Source organism: Roseomonas sp. SRI_022, assembly GCF_057586215.1.
Genome location: NZ_JBYCZL010000010.1, coordinates 151,899 through 170,636, shown reverse-complemented (window position 1 = coordinate 170,636; position 18,738 = coordinate 151,899). Strand labels below are relative to the sequence as shown.

20 protein-coding genes are annotated in these 18,738 nt (G+C 70.3%); 13 read left to right on the top strand and 7 right to left on the bottom strand.

What is annotated here, in order from left to right; translation table 11 throughout:
- The first annotated feature begins 35 nt into the window (after nucleotides 1-35).
- The gene (locus AC2YHJ_RS12515) at nucleotides 36-674 is read left to right on the top strand and encodes a LysE family translocator (protein ID WP_487396391.1); all 639 of its coding nucleotides are present in this window, start codon (nucleotides 36-38) and stop codon (nucleotides 672-674) included.
- A 213-nt stretch (nucleotides 675-887) separates the two neighbouring features.
- Here the strand turns inward: AC2YHJ_RS12515 and AC2YHJ_RS12510 are convergent, their stop codons facing one another.
- Both AC2YHJ_RS12510 and AC2YHJ_RS12505 read right to left on the bottom strand, forming a co-directional pair.
- The gene (locus AC2YHJ_RS12510; protein ID WP_487396390.1) at nucleotides 888-1,655 is read right to left on the bottom strand and encodes a lipase family protein; all 768 of its coding nucleotides are present in this window, start codon (nucleotides 1,653-1,655) and stop codon (nucleotides 888-890) included.
- Entirely contained in the window at nucleotides 1,652-3,457 is a 1,806-nt protein-coding gene (locus tag AC2YHJ_RS12505; RefSeq protein ID WP_487396389.1) for a M24 family metallopeptidase, read from the bottom strand. The genes AC2YHJ_RS12510 and AC2YHJ_RS12505 overlap by 4 nt, the downstream gene beginning before the upstream one ends.
- Nucleotides 3,458-3,592: 135 nt before the next feature.
- Here AC2YHJ_RS12505 and AC2YHJ_RS12500 point away from each other — a divergent pair, with 135 nt between their 5' ends.
- The 8 genes from AC2YHJ_RS12500 (at nucleotide 3,593) to AC2YHJ_RS12465 (ending at nucleotide 10,030) form a co-directional block, all read left to right on the top strand.
- Nucleotides 3,593-3,934 (top strand): DUF1127 domain-containing protein, encoded by a 342-nt coding sequence (locus tag AC2YHJ_RS12500; protein ID WP_487396388.1) that lies wholly within the window; start codon nucleotides 3,593-3,595, stop codon nucleotides 3,932-3,934.
- A gap of 185 nt (nucleotides 3,935-4,119) precedes the next feature.
- Nucleotides 4,120-5,313 carry an MFS transporter gene (locus AC2YHJ_RS12495; protein ID WP_487396387.1) on the top strand — a complete coding sequence of 398 codons (1,194 nt, stop codon included), beginning with the start codon at nucleotides 4,120-4,122 and terminating at the stop codon, nucleotides 5,311-5,313.
- Between the two features lie 97 nt (nucleotides 5,314-5,410).
- Nucleotides 5,411-6,355 carry an LCCL domain-containing protein gene (locus AC2YHJ_RS12490; RefSeq protein ID WP_487396386.1) on the top strand — a complete coding sequence of 315 codons (945 nt, stop codon included), beginning with the start codon at nucleotides 5,411-5,413 and terminating at the stop codon, nucleotides 6,353-6,355.
- Between the two features lie 83 nt (nucleotides 6,356-6,438).
- Nucleotides 6,439-7,548 (top strand): LLM class flavin-dependent oxidoreductase, encoded by a 1,110-nt coding sequence (locus AC2YHJ_RS12485; protein ID WP_487396385.1) that lies wholly within the window; start codon nucleotides 6,439-6,441, stop codon nucleotides 7,546-7,548.
- A gap of 468 nt (nucleotides 7,549-8,016) precedes the next feature.
- Nucleotides 8,017-8,595: a hypothetical protein gene (locus AC2YHJ_RS12480; RefSeq protein ID WP_487396384.1), complete on the top strand. Its 579-nt coding sequence runs from the start codon at nucleotides 8,017-8,019 to the stop codon at nucleotides 8,593-8,595.
- Between the two features lie 71 nt (nucleotides 8,596-8,666).
- Entirely contained in the window at nucleotides 8,667-9,083 is a 417-nt protein-coding gene (locus tag AC2YHJ_RS12475) for an ester cyclase (protein WP_487396383.1), read from the top strand.
- Nucleotides 9,084-9,090: 7 nt separating this feature from the next.
- On the top strand, nucleotides 9,091-9,696 hold the full coding sequence (locus AC2YHJ_RS12470) for a TetR/AcrR family transcriptional regulator (protein WP_487396382.1): 606 nt from the start codon (nucleotides 9,091-9,093) through the stop codon (nucleotides 9,694-9,696).
- 46 nt (nucleotides 9,697-9,742) lie between these two features.
- The gene (locus AC2YHJ_RS12465) at nucleotides 9,743-10,030 is read left to right on the top strand and encodes a hypothetical protein (RefSeq protein WP_487396381.1); all 288 of its coding nucleotides are present in this window, start codon (nucleotides 9,743-9,745) and stop codon (nucleotides 10,028-10,030) included.
- 11 nt (nucleotides 10,031-10,041) lie between these two features.
- On the opposite strand, the gene AC2YHJ_RS12460 is transcribed toward AC2YHJ_RS12465, so the two are convergent.
- Together AC2YHJ_RS12460 and AC2YHJ_RS12455 are read right to left on the bottom strand one after the other, a co-directional pair.
- The gene (locus AC2YHJ_RS12460) at nucleotides 10,042-10,254 is read right to left on the bottom strand and encodes a DUF5908 family protein (protein WP_487396380.1); all 213 of its coding nucleotides are present in this window, start codon (nucleotides 10,252-10,254) and stop codon (nucleotides 10,042-10,044) included.
- A 70-nt stretch (nucleotides 10,255-10,324) separates the two neighbouring features.
- Nucleotides 10,325-11,170 (bottom strand): H-X9-DG-CTERM domain-containing protein, encoded by an 846-nt coding sequence (locus tag AC2YHJ_RS12455; RefSeq protein WP_487396379.1) that lies wholly within the window; start codon nucleotides 11,168-11,170, stop codon nucleotides 10,325-10,327.
- Nucleotides 11,171-11,340: 170 nt separating this feature from the next.
- Between AC2YHJ_RS12455 and AC2YHJ_RS12450 the strand changes: the two genes are divergently transcribed.
- Nucleotides 11,341-12,204, top strand: a complete 864-nt coding sequence (locus AC2YHJ_RS12450; protein WP_487396378.1) for a LysR family transcriptional regulator — start codon at nucleotides 11,341-11,343, stop codon at nucleotides 12,202-12,204.
- Nucleotides 12,205-12,257: 53 nt separating this feature from the next.
- Entirely contained in the window at nucleotides 12,258-12,671 is a 414-nt protein-coding gene (locus AC2YHJ_RS12445) for a globin domain-containing protein (RefSeq protein ID WP_487396377.1), read from the top strand.
- On the opposite strand, the gene AC2YHJ_RS12440 is transcribed toward AC2YHJ_RS12445, so the two are convergent.
- The 3 genes from AC2YHJ_RS12440 to AC2YHJ_RS12430 all read right to left on the bottom strand — a co-directional run bounded on the left by AC2YHJ_RS12440 (nucleotide 12,668) and on the right by AC2YHJ_RS12430 (nucleotide 16,420).
- The gene (locus AC2YHJ_RS12440) at nucleotides 12,668-13,594 is read right to left on the bottom strand and encodes a 50S ribosomal protein L11 methyltransferase (protein ID WP_487396376.1); all 927 of its coding nucleotides are present in this window, start codon (nucleotides 13,592-13,594) and stop codon (nucleotides 12,668-12,670) included. The two genes, AC2YHJ_RS12445 and AC2YHJ_RS12440, sit on opposite strands and share 4 nt — an antisense overlap.
- Nucleotides 13,594-15,783, bottom strand: coding sequence for an ATP-dependent helicase (locus AC2YHJ_RS12435; protein ID WP_487396375.1), 2,190 nt, complete (start codon nucleotides 15,781-15,783; stop codon nucleotides 13,594-13,596). Before AC2YHJ_RS12435 ends, AC2YHJ_RS12440 begins: the two co-directional genes overlap by 1 nt.
- 133 nt (nucleotides 15,784-15,916) lie before the next feature.
- Nucleotides 15,917-16,420 (bottom strand): pentapeptide repeat-containing protein, encoded by a 504-nt coding sequence (locus AC2YHJ_RS12430; protein WP_487396374.1) that lies wholly within the window; start codon nucleotides 16,418-16,420, stop codon nucleotides 15,917-15,919.
- 104 nt (nucleotides 16,421-16,524) lie between these two features.
- On the opposite strand from AC2YHJ_RS12430, the gene AC2YHJ_RS12425 reads away from it, so the two are divergent.
- On the top strand, nucleotides 16,525-17,403 hold the full coding sequence (locus AC2YHJ_RS12425) for a hypothetical protein (RefSeq protein WP_487396373.1): 879 nt from the start codon (nucleotides 16,525-16,527) through the stop codon (nucleotides 17,401-17,403).
- A 77-nt stretch (nucleotides 17,404-17,480) separates the two neighbouring features.
- On the top strand, nucleotides 17,481-18,452 hold the full coding sequence (locus tag AC2YHJ_RS12420; RefSeq protein WP_487396372.1) for a Bug family tripartite tricarboxylate transporter substrate binding protein: 972 nt from the start codon (nucleotides 17,481-17,483) through the stop codon (nucleotides 18,450-18,452).
- Nucleotides 18,453-18,738 lie beyond the last annotated feature (286 nt).

The following is an 18,738-nucleotide window of genomic DNA, read 5'->3' as shown; positions in this document are numbered from 1 at the left end:
GACGAATGGGGCATGGGTAGCGCATGAGGCTGCCCATGCCAGTCGATCCGAGCCTGCTCGCCGGTTATCTCCTCGCCTGCCTTGTGCTCGTGCTGACGCCGGGGCCGGACATGGCCTTCGTGCTGGCGCAGACCATCTCCGGCGGCGCGCGGCGGGGCTGGGCAGCGACGATGGGCGTCTTCACCGGGGCGAGCGTGCATATCCTGGCCGCGGCGGCCGGGGTCGCGGCGCTGGTCGCCGCCAATCCGCTGCTGTTCACCGCGCTGCGGGTGATCGGCGCGCTGTATCTGCTCTGGCTCGGCTTCCAGGCGATCCGCGCGGCGCTGCGCGGGCAGGGTGGCTTGGGCGATGGTGGGGCGCCGACGACCTCGCTGGCCGCGGCGTGGCGGCAGGGCTTCCTGACCAACCTGCTGAATCCCAAGGTCGGGCTGTTCTTCCTTGCCTTCGTGCCGCTGTTCGTGGACCCGGCGCGCAGCGCACCCTGGGTGCAGATGCTGATCCTCGGGCCGCTGCTGCCGGTGATGTCCGTTCCCTTCTTCGCCGTGCTGATCGCCGGTGCGTCGCGCATCGCGCAACGGCTGCGCGCATCGTCCGCCGGGCGCTGGCTGGATGGCGCGGCCGGGACGCTGTTCCTGGGCCTCGGCGTCAGGCTGCTGGCTGGCACTCCGCGGTAAGGAAGGTTGGAGGGGCGCCGCCCCTCCAAACCACCCCGCAAAAGGGCAGTGCCCTTTTGAATGCCGATGCTTGGCGCCCTGCACGGCTGTCAGGCCGGCTGCCAACATCCGCGCATGCGCAGGGCACGCGCTGCGACGGCCCGACCCAAGTCACGGCTTTCCAAATGCCACTGGCATTTGGTGGGGTGGTCCGGAGGGGCGACGCCCCTCCGGTCAGCCCTCCGCCGCGAACAGGGCGTCCAACCCCGCCCGCATCACCGCCACCGGATCGCGCCCCGGCCCGCGGCTGACGCTCGCGATATGGCTGCCCGGCAGCACGATGTGCCGCGCGCCAGGGATCAGCGCGCTGTCCACCGGCACCAGCCCGTCATTCGGGCCATAGCCGCGCTTCTCCATCCATTGCGCGGCGGCCAGGTGCAGCCGTTCCCGCCCGCGCGCCTTGCCCTCCTCCAACGCCGTCCCCAGGCTCGCGACGGGCAGGACCCCAACCAGTCTGCGGATCGGCGCCTCGGCCGCCGCCATCCAGGCCCGCCGGGCGGATGTCGTCAGGTCGCGCACGCCTTCCTTCGTCCCGATGCGCAGCAGGCGCGCGAGGCCCCCGGCGGCGGCCTCCAGCGGCTTGGCGCCGACCACCACGTCGGCGACCGGGCTGCCATAGAAAGGCGACTGCATCGCGAGGAAACCGACGCAGCGCGCCTGCGCCGCGGGATCGATCAGCGCGGCCAGCGCCTCCAGCCCGCCCTTGCTGTGGGCGATCACCAGCGCCGGCGCGGGATCGGCAAGGATCTCCGCGCGCAGCCGCGCCGCATTGGCGGAAACGGATTCCGCCGTGCGCAGCTTGACCACCGAGACCACCGCGCCCTGTTCCCGCAGCCATTCCGCCAGGGGCTGCATGTACTCAAACCCGAAGGGCTGGAACGCCTGCGCCACCTCGCCGAGCAGCCCATAGACCAGCAGGACCCTCTGGCCGGCGAGGGTCACAGCGGCGCGCAGGCGTCGCGCAGCCAGGCCGCCGTCGTGGCATCCACCTGCGGCGCCACCTCCGCCAGCACCCGCGCGTGGTACGCATTGAGCCACTCCCGCTCGCCCGCCGTCAGCATCGCCGGTTCGATCAGCGCGCGGTCGAAGGGCGCGAGCGTCAGCGTCTCGAAGGCGAGGAAGGGCTTGGTCGCCTGCGGCAGCTCCGCGGGGATCACCAGCAGCAGGTTCTCCAATCGGATGCCGTATTCGCCGGCCGCGTAGAAGCCGGGCTCGTCCGACAGGATCATCCCTTCGCGCAGCGGCACCAGGCGCGCCGCGCGGCTGAAGGCGACCGGGCCCTCATGCACCGACAGGAAGGAGCCGACGCCATGCCCGGTGCCGTGGTCGTAGTCGAGCCCGACATCCCACAGCGACCGCCGCGCCAGCGCATCCAGATGCGGTCCCGTGACACCCGCCGGGAAGCGCGCCGTGGCAAGTGCGATATGCCCCTTCAACACCCGCGTCACGCGGTCCTTCAGCAGCGCCGGCGCCACGCCGGGCCCGCTCCACAGCGTGCGGGTGATGTCCGTCGTGCCGTCCAGATACTGCCCGCCGGAATCGATCAGATAGACCTCGTTCGCCGCGATGGAGCGGTTGGTCTCGGGCGTCACACGGTAATGCACGATGGCGCCGTGTTCGCCGGCGCCGGAGATGGCCGAGAAGGATTCCGCGCGGAAGCGATCTACCTCGCGACGGAAGGCGAGCAATTGCGCGGCGGCGGAGACCTCGGTCAGCCCACCCTTCGGCGCCTGTTCGGCGAACCAGCACAGGAAGCGCGCCATCGCCGCTGCGTCGCGCCGATGCGCGGCGCGCGCGCCGTCGCGCTCCGTCGGGTTCTTGCAGGCGCGCGGCAGGCGGCAGGGGTCCTCGCCCGAACTGATCTCGGCTCCCGCTTCCTTCAGCCACTGGGTGAACCAGGCAGGCGTCGCCTCGGCATCGACGCGCACGCGCTTGCCGCGCAGCGCGTCGAGCGTGCGCGGCAATTCCTCGCGCGGGCGCACCACCACTTCATTGCCCAGATGCACGCGCGTCTCCGCCGGCACCTTCTGCGGCGCCATGAACAGATCGACCCGCGCGTCCGCATGCAGCAGCGCGAAGCCGAGCGCGAGCGGCGTATGCGCGAGATCCCCGCCGCGGATGTTCAGCAGCCAGGCCGCCGAATGCGGATCGGCGAGCACCACCGCCGCCTCGCCGGCCTCACGCAATGCGGCGGCTGCTTCGGCGCGTTTCTCGGCCGAGGACTTGCCGGCATAGGCGTTGGGATGCGGCAGCGCGTCAGCCATCGGCGCCGCCGGCCGGTCCACCCAGACGGCATCGAGCGGATTGGCCGAGAGCGGCACCAGATGCACGCCGGGCACGGTCAAGCGCTCGATCGCGGGCACCGCATGCAGCCAGGGGTCGTAGCCGATGGCGAGGTCCTGGGCATGGGCCTTCAGCCACTCGGCCGCCGGTTCGTCGGTGATGTGCCGGCATTCCCAAAGCGCAGGGTCCGTCTGGTCACGGACCTGCAGCGTGTAGCGCCCATCGGTGAAGACGGCGGCGCGGTCGGGCAGCACGATCGCCATGCCGGCCGAGCCGGTGAAGCCGGTGAGCCAGGCCAGGCGTTCACCCGAAGGCGGGACGTATTCGCCCAGATGCTCGTCGGAGCGGGGGATGATGAAGCCCTGCACCCCGGCCTCGGCGAGGCGGGCGCGGAGCGCGGCAAGGCGTTCGGAAGGTGACAGGGCTGTGATCCTTGTTACCGCATGTTTGCACGCATCCACAGGAATCAATGCGCGTTACGCATGGCTCAGTCGTGACCTTGGCGCATCACCTGTGACCTGTGTGCACTTAGATTGCACATACGAAAGGTTGGTGTTGCCCCTGATGGGACACCACCCAGACGAAGGACACTTATCATGGACGCCCGTTTCACCAAGGCCGAGGCCGCTCTCCTGCTGCCAGAGGCCACTTCCGCCTCCCGCCGCGAGAGCGAGGTCGAGGCGATCCGCCTCGCCGCCGCCGCCGCGCGCAACGAGGCTGTCGCCAACTGGCTGCTCGGCGGCCTGCGCAGCGCGATCAGCCTGGTCGTGTCCCTGCCGCAGCGCATCGCGACCTACAACGCGCTGCGCGCCCTGTCGGATCGCGAGCTGCGCGACATCGGCATGACGCGCTTCGACATCGGCCGCGTCTTCGAGCCGAACTTCAATCCGCGCCCGGCAAATGATGCCGGCCAGCGGCCCTCCCCCCGGGCCGCCTGACGCGCGGCGGGGCCGCGGCATCGCCCCCTCCGCCGCGGCCCCACCAATTGTCTGCGAAGGCCGGCACCCGACGGTGTCGGCCTTTCGCATGTATCGGACGCGTTGATTCAAGAGGGCGGCCATTGCGTGGCTGCCATGCCGCAGCAACGGTTGCGGCACCGCAATGCAGCGGCTGACATCGCACCATGCCCGCAGCCGCCTGGATCGTCGTCCTTTCCGCCGCCGCCTCGGTCTCGCTGTCGCTCGGTGCGCGCCAGACCTTCGGGCTGTTCCTGCTGCCGCTCGGCATCGAGCACGGGATATCCGCGACGGTGCTCGGCGCCTCGGTCGCCATCCACAACCTGATCTGGGGCATCGGCCAGCCATTCGCCGGCGCGTTGGCGGACCGCATCGGCACCGGACGCGTGGCGCTGACCGGTGCTGCGATCTACGCCGTCGGGCTGCTGCTGCCGGCCTTCTTCCCCAGTGCCGCCACCCTCATCATCGGCATCGGCATCCTGACCGGCCTCGGCACCGCCGCCGCCGGTGCGGGCACGGTGCTCGGCGCCGTGGCGCGCGCCGTGCCGGAACACCGGCGTGGCGATGCGCTCGGCCTCGCTTCCGCCGGCGGGTCTGTCGGGCAGGCGGCGATGGTGCCCTTCGCGCAATGGGGCATCGAAACGGGCGGCACCTCCTTCGCCTTCATGCTGCTGGCCTCGACCATGCTGCTCGCCCTGGTGATCTGCCCGCGGCTCGAATGGAACGCACCGCTGCGCGTCGGCAATGCGGTGCCGGCGGGGCTGTCGGGGCTGCCGGACCTGGCGCGCCGGGCGCTCGCCGACCGCGACTTCGCGCTGTTGACGCTCGGCTTCTTCGCCTGCGGTTTCCAGCTTGCGTTCCTCACGGTCCATCTGCCGGCGCATCTTGCGCTATGCGGGTTGCCGACCGGGCTTGGCGTCACCGCGCTGATGCTGATCGGGCTGTTCAACATCCCCGGCTCCTGGCTGTGCGGACGCATCGGCAACGTGATCCGGCCGGAACTGGCGTTGGGCGCGATCTACCTGCTGCGCACCATCTGCGTGGCGATCTTCGCCGCGACCGTGCCGACCGAATTGGGCACCATGGTCTTCGCCGCGGCGATGGGCTTCATCTGGCTTGGCACGGTGCCGCTGACCTCGGCGGCGATCGCACGGCGCTTCGGCGTCGCCAATCTCGGCGCGCTGTATGGCGTCTGCTTCCTGTCGCACCAGGTGGGCGGCTTCCTGGGTGCCGGGGCGGGGGCGATCGTGGTCGATGTGACCGGGTCCTACGCCGCCTTCTGGCCGGTGCTGCTGGCGGTGGGCGTGGTGGCCATCCTGAGCAACTGGGCGACGCGGGCGCCGCGGCTCGCGGCGGCGTAACGCGCTTCACGCACCATCGGGTTCCGGCGGCGAACGACATTGCGCCGTCGACGGGCAGGCTCCTAGCCTGCGCGGGTCACCAATTCGGGGCCGCACGATGAAGCGCCTTGTCCTCACGCTGGGCCTCCTGGCCCTCGCCGCCGCGCCCGCCATGGCGCAGCCGGCCTGCCCCGCCGATTTCCAGAACCAATCCGCCCCGATGACCTGCCGCTGCGCGCCGGAGGCGGCGACGACCGGCATGGTCTGGGGCACCGGCACCTACACGACCGACAGCCGTGTTTGCCGCGCCGCGCTGCATGCCGGCGCCATTCCCGCCAGCGGCGGCATCGTCGTCGTAGCACCCGCGCCGGGGCTGCAGGCCTATGCCGGCAGCACGTCGCGCGGCGTCACGACCTCCGACTACGGGTCCTGGCCCGGGTCCTTCACCATCGCCGGAGCGGCCCCGGCGGCGGCGGCCTGCCCGACCACCTTCGAAAACCAGGCCGCGCCGCTGACCTGTTCCTGCACGACCGAGGCCGCGCTGTCCGGCTCGGTTTGGGGCACCGGCACCTACACCACCGACAGCCGCGTCTGCCGCGCGGCCATCCATGCCGGGGCGATTCCGGTCAGCGGCGGCACCGTGACCGTCACACCGGCGGAGGGGCTGCCGGCCTATCAGGGCAGCACGGCGAACGGCATCACCACCTCCAACTACGGGTCCTGGACAGGGTCCTTCACGGTGGCCGCCGCGGGGGCCGCGCCGGTCGCGGCCGCGGCACCCGCCTGCCCGGCGAATTTCGAAGGCCGGACCACCGCGCTGTCCTGCGCCTGCGCGCCCGAGGCGATCATGTCCGGCACGGTCTGGGGCAGCGGCACTTACACCACCGACAGCCGCATCTGCCGCGCGGCCGTGCATGCGGGCGTCATCCCCGCGACCGGCGGCGTGGTGAACGTCCAACCCGCGCCGGGCCGGCAGAGCTACGCCGGCAGTGCGGCGAACGGTATCACCACGGAGGGCTACGGGCCCTGGGGCGCGTCCTTCACCTTCCAGGCGCAGAAGTGATCCTGGGCGCCGTGGCGTGCCGCATTCCCAGGCCGCCGGGCAACCCCTAGCATCCCGCGGGTCCAGGGAAAGGGATCCGCCCGATGCAACTCGGCCTGTTCATGATGCCGCTGCACCCGCCGCAGCGGCCGATGCACGAGACGCTGGCCGAGAACACCGAGAAGTCGCTGCTCGCCGACCGGCTTGGCTTCAACGAGTTGTGGATCGGCGAGCATTTCTCCGCGACCTCCGAGCCCATCCCCTCCCCCCTGATGTTCATGGCCGGGCTGATCCACCGCACGAAGCTCACCTTCGGCACGGGCGTGATCAACCTGCCGAACCACCACCCGGCGATCGTCGCGGCCGAGGTCGCGCAGTTCGACCACATGTCCGGCGGGCGGCTGCTGTTCGGCATCGGTTCGGGCGGCCTGGCCTCCGACTTCGAGTTGTTCGGCGACATCCCGCCGCCCGAACGCGGCAAGCGCATGATCGAGGCGATCGAGACCATCCAGCGCATCTGGTCGCAGGACCCGCCCTATGAGATCGAAGGCCCGACCTGGCCGATCCGGCTGACCCGCGCGGTGCTGCCCGATTACGGCGTCGGCTACATGCCGAAGCCGTTCCGGGCGGGCGGCCCATCGGTGCATGTCTCGGCACGGCAGCCCGACAGTTTCTCGGTGACGGTGGCGGCGGCGCGCGGCTGGGGCGTGATCAGCGCGAATTTCGTCGCCCATCGCGTCCTCGCCGGGCATTGGCGCGGCATGCAGAAGGGATTGGCCGAGGCCGGCCGGCCGGTCGATGGGTCGAACTGGCGCGTCGCGCGGAACATGGTGATCGCGGCGACCGACGCGGAGGCGAAGGCGCGTGCGACGGCGCCGGAAGGGGCGACACGGTACTACTACGACTACCTCGGGAGCCTCGCGAAGCGGGCGGGCCTCGCGGCCACCATGACGCCGCGCGAGGACATGGACCCCGCGACCGCGACGCCCGAGGACATGATCGAGGCCTGCGTCATCGCGGGTTCGCCCAGGACCGTGCTCGACCGGCTGGTGGCGCTGCGGGAGGAAGTGGGTCCCTTCGGGCACCTGCTGATGCCGGGGCTCGACTGGTCGGGGGTGAACGCGGCCTGGGAGGCGGAGACGATGAAGCGGCTCGCCGAGGAGGTGATGCCGAAGCTGCGCCAGCATGTGGGGGCAGGCGCGAAGGCGGCGTGAGCAGCAGGCCGCCGGCGGCCGATCTGGCAGCGTTCCAGCGGATGACCGCAATGCCGCGCTGACGCGGCTTGGCAGGCGGAATCTGGCCGGATCGGGGGCGGCGCACCCATCCAGCCACTGGCATGTTCGAGCCTCCAGGCCCGCGGCAAGACGGCGCCGCGTTGAGCGCCCCGGGCGCCCGCCGTGCCGGCGGCGCGTCCGAGGGCGCTTCGGCTTCCGACAGCGCTCCCAGCCATGGGTATCAGGCCGTCTTGCCCATTGCCGGCGCCGGTCGGGGCGCCACGCCCTTCGCGTGTCCTCACTCCTCATGCTCGACGCCAGGGGCGCGGCCGCGATCGTCCGCAAAATTCCGCCCCTTATAAGAAGTTCATATTGTAATGAGATTTCTATCTCGTTACGGTGCCGGTCGTCATCCCTGCCGATGGAGGACCCCCATGCACCGCCCCAACCCGCCCCCCCCCGGCCTTCGTGCCGCCCCAGATCGCGAACCCACCCCTGCGCCCCTGGCGCAACCTGGCCTTCCTAGGCGCCGCGCTCACGGCACTTGGTGCCGGGGCAGTCGCACTATGGGGAGCGACCTCGACCCAGGCGCAGACCCAGACGCCGACCATGCCGCGGGTCCTCGCCGCAGATCCGGCGGCGGCCGGCCGCTACCTGGTGATCCTCGGCGACTGCAATGGCTGCCACACGCCCCGTTTCGCCGAGACGAACGGCGCCGACCCCGCCGAGGCTGAATGGCTCACCGGCTCACCGGTCGGCTTCCGCGGTCCCTGGGGTGTCAGCTACCCGAGCAATCTACGGCTTTCGGTGCAGGCCACCGATGAGACGAGTTGGGTCCATGCCATGCGCCAACGCGGCGGCCTGCCGCCGATGCCCTGGGCCACGCTGTCGGCCATGAACGAGGCCGATCTGCGGGCGATCGACCGCTACCTGCGGGCGCTCGGCCCACGTGGCGAACCGATGCCCGCAGCGCTCGGCCCAGGCGAGGCGCCACAGACGCCTGTCTTCGATTTCGTGCCGGTGCCGTCGCCGGGGAGGGCCGGCTGATGTCTTGTATTGAGACAAAAGTCTTGTCAGAAGATATTCTGCAACACCGTGCATTCCCGCAGGAGGTTCGCATGCCGCTCAGCCGCGAAATGATGGACCGCAAGATGGACGAGCATTTCGGCTTCGAGGCGCGCGACGATGTCGCCGGCGTGCTCGCCACGCTCCACGACGGGGTCGAACACGACATCGTCGGCTGGCCGACCGGCCCGACGCATGGCCGCGACGGCGCGCGGCCCTTCTACGAGGCGCTGTTCAGCGACCTCGCCGATGGTCATGTGGACTGCGTCCGCCGCCTCTACGGAGATGACTTCATGGTCGATGAATCCGTCTGGCGCGGCCGCGCGCCGGGTCGTCCGTTCGGCCTGGACGGGCGTGGCCGGCCGCTCGAGTTCCGGCTGCTGCACGTCGTGCAGTTCACCCCGGCCGGCGAGATCGCACGCGAGAACGTCTGGGTCGATCTGGCCGCCATCCAGCGCCAGTTGTCGTAGCGCGGGCATGGCACGAAGCGAAGCGGCGGGGCGGCCCAACCAACGCCGCCGCACGCGCAAGGATCTGCTGGAAGCCGCTTCGCGGCTGATGCGGGAGGGGCGGCGCCCGAACCTCGAGGAGGTGGCGGAAGCCGCCCTCGTCTCGCGCGCCACCGCATATCGCTATTTCCCGAGCATCGAGGCGCTGTTGCTCGAAGCCGCGGTGGATGTGGCAGTCCCCACGGCCGAGGATCTGTTCCGCGCGCATCCAGGCGGCGACGCGGCCAGCCGCGTCGCGCTGGTCGATACCGCGCTGGATGCGATGATGCGCGCCAACGAGGCACCGCTCCGCATGATGCTGGCGCAGGCGATCGAGCGCGTGGCGCGCGAGGGTGCCGGCGCCCTGCCCGCCCGGCAGAACCGCCGTTCGCCGCTGCTCGAAGCGGCGCTGGCGCCGTCGCGGCGCGACTTTGCCCCCGCGGCGCTCGACCGGCTGCAGAAGGCGCTCGCCCTGCTGGTCGGGCCGGAAGCGATGGTGGTGTGCAATGACGTGCTGCAGCTGTCCGAGGACGAGGCGCGCGCCGTGAAGCGTTGGGCCATCGAGGCGCTGATCGCCGCGGCACGCTCCGCTTGACCGTTTGCTTAACCGCTTCTCAACCAGCGCCGCAGAGGGTGAGACGATGCAGATCGGTTCCGCATCCTCCATCCAGGGCATGCAGCGTGCGGGCGAACGCCTCGACCGCGCCGCCACGTCCATCGCGAGCCCCGCGCCGGCGACGGCGCGCGGCAGCGATCCGTCGCCCGCGCCGCCAAGCGGTAACCAGGGCCTGACCGCCGCCCAGGTCAGCGGCGATATCGAAAGCGCGATGATGGAGGTCACCCTGGCCCGCCGTGCCTATGAGGCGAATGCCGAAGCCCTGCGGCGCAACGCCGAGACCGCGCGGGAGATGCTCCGCCGCCAGGCATGAGCGGCAGGCGCTCAGAACAGCTCCAGCGCCTCGACGGCACAGAACCCGAGCCCGAACGGTTCGGCCATGAGGCTGGGCCCGAAGGCCGGCGGTTCCGCCCAGCCCGCGTCGCACGCCATCCCGGCGAGCAGGTCATCGCCGAGGTCGGGAAGCAGCGCCGTGCCGTCGGCCGGCGCTTCGCGGACCGTCGCCTTGATGTGCAACTCACGGATCTCAATGGGCATCAGACACGTCCTTCTGGCGTCACAGGCGCGATGCGCGCCGACCAGGCGTCGGGCCAGGCCGGCGCAGGGTTCAGATCAGGTCGATCGCGTCGCTGACGAAGCGGACGCTGCCATCGCCCATCAGCACATTCACCCCGCCGGAATGGGCGGAGGCCGCGGCATCGAGTTCTGCCGCGGCGACATCGACGCCACCCCGGAAGGCCGGATCGAAGGCGTCGAAGCCGGTGCGCCCGCCGATCAGCAGGTCCTCGTCGCCGCCGCCCAGGCGCGATGCGGATGTGGCACCATCGCCGAAGGAAAAGCTGTCAGCGGGATCACCGTCCGATGCATCGGCGCGGGTGTGTTCGTGCCGGAATCCCAGCAGATGCCCGACCTCATGCGTACCCGTCGCGCTGGTGGAGGCGGGGTTCTCGCCGGTGGTGATCCGGCCATCCACCACCACGTCGTCGGTGGCGGGCGAGGTCCCGTCCACCCGCGCCCAGGCCAGCACCGTGACACCATGGTCGAGGCCCGCCGACGGTGCGCCATCGCCGGTCAGGTCGCCGACCGCGATGGAGACGCCGCCGCGACTTATGGCGGTGCCGCCGGCGCCGTAGTTGGACTGCCAATGCGCGAGGTCGCCGCCGCCGGCCGCAGCAGGCGATACGCCGCGCTGCCAGATCAGGAAGTCGCGGCCATCGACGTCGCCGTCGCCATCCGCGGTGCCCGTCCCGTCGAACACCTTCACATGCGGTCCTCCGCCCGCGCCCGCGCCGGTGATCACATCCGCCACGTCACCGCCGTCCTCCTTGCCCAGCAGGGTGGCCGTCAGCGTCTTGCCCGTGCCGGGGTCCGCGACGCTGGTCTCGATCCACTTCTCGTGGCCGGCACTCGTGACGTCGCCTGATACACCTTCGTACTGCATGAAGATCGGCATGGTCGGTTTCCTCCTCGGGCCTTGTTCGTGGAGGCGCTGCCCCAGTGGCGCCGTGCCGTGGGATAGATCAGACCGCTTTCGAAAAGGAACCCGCAGGGCCGCACGGCGTCGATGCGCCGTTGCATCCGCGCAGGCGCCTGATGCAGCGTTGCGGTCGGGGAATGTGACGAATGTCGCTGAACTGGGACGACCTGAAGGTGCTGCTCGCCATCAGCCGGAGCGGTTCGCTCACCGGCGCCGCGGCGCTGCTCGGCATCGACCAATCCACCGCAGGGCGGCGAATATCGGCCTTGGAGGCCGATGTCGGCGCCATCCTGTTCGTCCGGTCCAAGACCGGCTTCGCGCCGACACCGGCCGGCCAGGTGGTCATCGCCCGGGCGCTCGAAATGGAAAGCCGCGCCATCCGCCTGGCCGAGGAAGTGGCGAATGCCGATCAGGGGCCGGTCGGAATCGTGCGGCTGATCGGCAATCCCTGGACGCTGACGCGGTTGGTCGAGCGCGCGGCCGTGACCCTGCTCACACGCCATCCGCATCTCGAACTGCGCACGATCGGGGGCGCGCTGCCGCGCAGCCTCGGCCGAGGCGAGGCCGCCCTCGCCCTGTGGTTCGAGATCGCCCCCCGCGAGGCGGAATTCGCGGTGAAGCTCGGCGACGTGCCCTATGCGATCTACGCGCCCGCGGGGGTCGATCCGGCGGGGCTCGGCTGGACGTCGTTCTGGGATGACGAGGCGCCGCGCCGCGCGCCGATCCGCTGGATCGAGAGCGAGCGCAAGCCCGGCCAGGCGCTGCGCCTGACCGCGACGGATTCGACCGTGCTGCGCGCGGGCATCCGTGCAGGCCTCGGCAAGGGGTTGCTGCCGATGTGCCTGGCGGAGGGCGACCCGACGCTGGCCCGTGTCACCGAAGGACCGCCAGACCTGGTCCGCGCGCTGCATCTGCACGCCCATCCGGACACCATCCAGAGCGCGCGCATCCAGGTGACCATGGCCTGGCTGCGGGAGTGCTTCGAGGATGTCTTCTTGCCGCGGGGCTGACCGGCACGACGCGTGCTAGGCTGGATCGGGCCAAACCGGGAGCGCGCGAGCCGATGCGCCTGAGCGAGGACGAGATCGATCGCGTGCGCGGCAGCTTCTGGCATGTCTCGCGCGCCTCACGGGAAACGGCGGGGCTGTTCTACGACCGGCTGTTCGTCATGGCCCCGCATCTCCGCCGGCTGTTCCCCGCCGACCTGGAAGAACAGGGCGTGAAGCTGATGAGCATGCTGGGTTCGATCGTCGCGCAGCTGCACAACCACGATGCACTGATGCCGCTGGTCGAGGATCTCGGCCGCCGCCACATGGCCTATGGCGCCGAGCCGGCGCATTACGAATTCGTCTGCGCGGCGCTGCTCGATGCGCTGGGCCGCACCCTGGGGCCGGAATTCACGCCGGAGGTCGAGGCCGCCTGGCGCAAGGCGTTCCGCGGCCTGGCGGAGACGATGATCGCTGCAGGGGAAGGTTAGCCCCGCCGGCGCAGCACCAGCGTCGTCCAGGGACCGACGTCGATGCGCCGTTCCATCACCAGCCCCTGCCGCCGATGCGCCGCGAGCACCATGCGCGCCTGGGTGCCGAGCAGCCCTGCCAGGATCGCCGTGCCGCGCGGCGCGAGATGCAGCGCGAGGTCGCGCGCCATGGCGCAGAGCGGCCTGGCGAGGATGTTCGCGAAGATCAGCTCGTAGCGCACGCCCTTCATCAGGCGCGGCTTCCAGCCATCCGCAAGGATCGAGCGCATGCGACGCGGCGTCAGTTCGTTCATGCGCGCATTCTGATCGCAGACGCGCACCGACCAGGGCTCGATGTCGGTGGCGAGCACCGTGCAAGGCAGCGTCTTCGCCGCCGCCATGGCGAGGATGCCCGAACCGCTGCCGAGGTCGCAGACGCTGCGCGGGCGGCGATGGGCGATGCCTTCATAGGCGCGCAGGCAGCCCTGGGTGGAGGCGTGTTCCCCGGACCCGAAAGCCAGCCCGGCATCGAGCTTCAACACCACGCGGCCATAGGTCGGCGGATCCGGCACATGGGTCGGACGGATGATGAAGCGCCGCCCGACCGGCATCTCCGGAAACGCCTGCACGGTGCGGGCGAGCCAGCCTTCCGCTTCCACCGGCGCGGCGACGACCACCGGCGGGTCGATGCCGGCAACGGCGGCGGCGAGCGCGAGTGCTGCGTCCAGTTCTTCATCATGCGCGCCGGCCTCGCGCACACCCTCGATGCGCCAGGTGTCGGTCGGTTCGTCGCGGAACAGCGCGACGGTGGTGCAGACCTGTTCCAGCGCGGCCTCGAAGACCGGCACGGCGTGTTCGGGCAGCCCGTCGATCACCAGGGCTTCCAGCGGTTCGGCGCGGCGGCGCGACAGGGCGCCGGGCGCGTCAGGGCCTGACGGACGCATCAGGTCTTCTCCACGAAACTGTCGAGCAGGCGCTTGTCGCCTGCCTTCTCGAAGGCGATGTCGAGGCGGTTATCCTCGATCGCGGTGACGCGGCCATAGCCGAATTTCTGGTGGAAGACGCGTTCGCCGACCGAGAAGGACGATGTCGCGGCGGGGCGCGGCTTCACTTCCCAGGCGCCGGCTTCGATCATGCGGCGCGGGCGCTGGGCGAACATGCCGCCACCGGCGAAGACCGACGGGCCACGCGTCTGCCGCTGCGACCCACCTTCGCGGATGATCTCGCCGGCGGGCAGTTCGTCCAGGAAACGTGACGGGATCTGCGATTGCCAGTTGCCGAAGATGTTGCGGTTCGCCGCGTGGCTGATCACTGCCACGCGCCGTGCCCGCGTGATGCCGACATAAGCGAGCCGGCGTTCTTCCTCCAACGCCTTGTCGCCGCCCTCATCGACGCTGCGGCGGGAGGGGAAGACGCCTTCCTCCCACCCCGGCAGGAACACCATGTCGAATTCAAGCCCCTTGGCACCGTGCAGCGTCATCAGCGAGACGCGCTCGCCTTCCGCCGCCTCGTCATTGTCCATCACCAGGGCGACGTGTTCGAGGAAGGCGGCCAGGCTTTCGTAGTCGGCCATGGCGCTGACGAGTTCCTTGAGGTTCTCGAGCCGGCCCGGCGCCTCGGGCGATTTGTCCTGCTGCCACATCGGCGCGTAGCCGCTTTCATCCAGCAGCGTCTGCGCCATCACGATATGGCCCGCGCCGTCCAGCATGGCGCGCCAGCGGTCGAAACCCTGGAGCAATTCGCGCAGCGCCTCGCGCGCCTTGGCCTGCTTGATCGCGCCGGTCTCCAGCGCGCGCGCCGCGGCGAGCGACAGCGGGATCGACTCCGCCCGCGCGATGGCGTGCATGGCCTGCATCGCGGTGTCGCCCAGCCCGCGCTTGGGCAGGTTCACGATGCGCTCGAAGGCCAGGTCGTCGGCCGGTTGCGCGACGACGCGGAAATACGCCATGGCGTCGCGGATCTCGGCACGTTCGTAGAAGCGCGCGCCGCCGATGATGCGATAGGGCAGGCCGATCGCGATCAGCCGTTCTTCCAGTGAGCGGTTCAGGAAGCCGGCGCGCACCAGGATCGCGATCTCACCCAGCGACTGGCCGTCGCGCTTCGCGGCCTCGATGCGGTCGCCGATCATGCGGGCTTCCTCGTCGCTGTCCCAGACGGAGACGACGCTGACCTTGTCACCATCCGCATCGGCGCGACCGGGGCGCAACGTCTTGCCCAGGCGGTCGCTGTTCTTCGCGATCAAGCCCGACGCGGCGGCGAGGATATGGCGCGTGGATCGGTAGTTGGATTCGAGGCGCACGATCTGCGCGCCGGGGAAGTCCTTCTCGAAGCGAAGGATGTTCTCGATCTCCGCACCGCGCCAGGAATAGATCGACTGGTCGTCGTCACCGACGCAGCAGATGTTCCTGTGACCCTGCGCGAGCAGGCGCAGCCAGTAGTACTGCACCAGGTTGGTGTCCTGGTACTCGTCCACCAGGATGTAGCGGAAACGGCGGTGGTAGTCGGCGAGGATGTCGGGGTTCTTCCGCAGCAGCGTGACGACATGCATCAGCAGGTCGCCGAAGTCGGCCGCGTTCAACGCCTTCAGCCGGTCCTGGTAGGCGGCGTAGAGTTCCGTAGCACGTCCGCCAGCGTAGTCGGTGTCCTCGGCGGGGGTCACGGCTTCCGGTTCCAGGCCGCGATCCTTCCAGCGCTGGATCGCGGCCATCAACCCGTTCACCGGCCAGCGCTTGGTGTCGATGCGGCTGGCTTCCATCACCTGCTTGAGCAGCCGGTTCTGGTCGTCGGTGTCGAGGATGGTGAAGTTCGACGTCAGCCCGACCTGCTCGGCGTGCCGGCGCAGCATGCGCGCGGCGAGCGCGTGGAAGGTGCCGAGCCAGAGCCCTTCGGCGGGCTGGCCGAGGATGGCGGAGACGCGTTCGCGCATCTCGCGCGCCGCCTTGTTGGTGAAGGTGACCGCGAGCACCTGCGACGGATACGCCTTCCCCTGCAGCAGGATGTGGGCGAAGCGCGTGGTCAGCACGCGCGTCTTGCCCGTCCCCGCCCCTGCAAGCACCAGAAGCGGCCCGTCCACGGCTTCGACCGCCGCCCGCTGCTCCGGATTGAGCCGGATAAGGTAGTCCGCGTTGCTCATGATGGGCCGTGCCCTTGGGGTCGGCGCGCCTTGCTGGCAGACAAGAAAAGGAGGGGGTCCCCCACCCATTGACGTTGCTGCGCGACGCCGATGGGGACCCGGGGATGGGGAGCTCCCTCCCCCACCTTGTCGATCATTGGCAATTCCCCACCGACCCCGCCGCGCAGACGCGCCGCCCGTCCGTCCAGCGCGCCCCGCCGAGGATCGCGCCGGACAGGTTCGCACCGGACAGGTTCGCACCGGTCAGGTCGGCATCGGTCAGGTCCGCGCGGAACAGGGTGGCCCGGCGGAGGTCGGCCCCGGCCAGGATCGCGCGCTGCAGGTTCGCGCGCGTGAAATCCGCATTGCGCAGCGTGGCGCGCGACAGGTCGGCCCCGGACAGGTCGGCTGAGACGAAGCGGGCCTCGATGGCGTCGGCCTCGATCAGCTTCGCGCCGGTCAGGGTCGCGCGCTGGAAGGTGGCGTCGCGCAGCACGGCACGGGAGAGATCGGCGCCGGAAAGCTCGCTTTCCTCGTGCAGGCAGCGTCGCCATTCGACACCCGGCGCGGGCGGGTCGGTGCAGCCGGCCAGGGCCGGCCCGGCGAAAACGAGGACCAGCCCCGCGATGAGGGAGGGGAGCGAGGATGGTATGGGCACGTCGGGGGATATAGAACTTCCCGCGAACGCCTCCAACCATCGGACGGACTGCCGCCCTGTCACCGCTGCGTTTCCTGGAATGGTCGGCCCGGCAGGGCGGTGCGTTGCTGGCGATCGGCATCTTCGTCGGGTTGTTCGTACCGCCGCTTGCGGCGCTGTTCCGCGATTTCGTGACGATCACCGTGGCGGGGCTGATGACGCTGGTGCTGCTGCGCGTCGATCTCGCGCAGGTGCTGGCCTATCTGCGGCGGCCGGTGCTGGTGGCGGCGCTGACCTTCTGGCTGCTGCTGGCGATGCCGGTGCTGACCTATGGCGTCGCGGTGGCGGCGGGGCTGGACGGGCCGTTGGGGGCGGCGCTTGTGATCAGCGCGACGGGGTGTGCCGCGACGTCGTCGCCCGCCTTCGCGCGGCTGGTGGGCCTGGATGGGGAGATCAGCCTGGTCGTCGCGGTGGTGACGACGCTGCTGGTGCCGTTCACCGCACCGCCGCTGGCACTCGGGCTGATGGGGATCGACCTGTCGATCTCGCTGGCAGGGTTGATGGCGCGGCTGGCGCTGGTGGTGGGGCTGCCGCTGCTGATCTCGATCGCGATCCGCCGGATGGTGGCGGAGGAGACGCTGCGGCGCGTCGGCCCATCGGTGGATGGCGCGGTGGTGTGGCTGGTGGTGCTGTACGGCTTCGGCGTGATGGACGGGATGCTGGCGCGGCTGGTCGCCGAGCCGGCCTGGATGATCGGCGGGTTGGCGCTGGCCTTCGCGGGCAATTTCGGGATGAACGTGGCGACGGCGCTGGTGTTCCTGCCGGCCGGGCGGCGGCTGGCGCTGGCGGGCGGGCTGCTGGCGGGCAACCGGAACATGGCGCTGTATCTGGCGGTGCTGCCGGCGACGACGGATGAGCGGATCCTGCTGTTCTTCGCGTTGTGCCAGTTCCCGCTGTTCCTGAGCCCGTTCCTGCTGCGCCCGGTCTACGGCCGCATGCGGTAGCGCCCAGCCTTCCTTGACAGACGCGCGCCACTGCGACTCCCTCCCGGCCAACAACGACGCAAAGCCGGAGGAACTCCATGATCAATCGACGCGGTTTCATCCATGTGCTGGGGCTGGCCCCCGCGCTGCCCGCCCTGGCGCAGACCGCGCCGGCCTGGAAGCCTGATCGTCCCGTCCGCTTCGTGGTCGGCTTCGCCGCCGGCGGCAGCACCGACACTTCCGCGCGGCTGGTCGCCAATGCGCTGACCAGCCTGGGCCAGCCCGTGGTGGTGGAGAACCGCGTCGGCGCCGCGGGCAACATCGGGTCGGAATTCGTGGCGCGCGCCGCGCCGGACGGTCACACCTTCGTGGTCGCCTCGGTCGGCACGCACGCGACCAACCAGTTCCTGTACCCGGACATGTCCTTCAACGTGATCCGCGACTTCGCGCCGGTCTCGCTGGTGCTGGTCAGCGGCGCCGTCGCCGTGGTGCATCCGTCGCTGCCGGTGCGCAATGTCGCCGAGCTGGTCGCCTATGCGAAGGCCAATCCGGGCAAGCTGGACATCGGCACCGCCGGGTCTGGCAGCACGCAGCAATTCGCCGCGGCGCTGTTCGAACAGAAGGCCGATGTGCGCTTCACCCATGTGCCGTATCGCGGCGGCGCGCCGGCGATGTCCGACCTGATCGCCGGGCGGTTGCACCTGGTGTTCTCCCCGCTGGCGGAGGCGATGTCCTTCATCTCCAGCGGCCAGGTCCGCCCGCTCGGTGTCACGCGCCTGGAACGGATGCCGGCCCTGCCGGACGTGCCGCCGATCGCCGACACGGTGCCCGGATACGAGTTCAACAGCTGGATCGGCATCTTCGCCCCGGCGCGGACACCGGCGAACATCGTCCAAACGATGTCCACCGCCATCGCCGAGGCGGTGCGCACGCCCGCGGTGCGGGATCGCATGCAGGCGCTGGGCTACCTGCCGGTCGGCGGTTCGGCCGAGGATATGGCGGCGCTGCAGCGGCGCGATTATGCGCTGATGGAGGAACTCGTCCGGCTGACGGGGGCACGCGGGGACTGATTGCGCCGGGCGGAGGGGCTCTGCCCCTCCGCGCCGCCCCGCCAGGGGGTGACGGGGTTTTGGCGCTTGGCGCAGCGGTCGCGGATGGTTGAGCAGCGCAGCGCATCTGCCGTCGGCGTGAATTTAGGAAAAATTTCTTTCCCGACCGAGGCTGATCGGATACCCTCGTATGCCTTGGCGGAAGGCATGGCGATGCGACAATTCAATTCAAGCCTACCTGAAACGATAGTCTGTCCGACCCAGCCCTGCCCGCCGCACCCACCAATTTGTCCAAAATCGACACGCG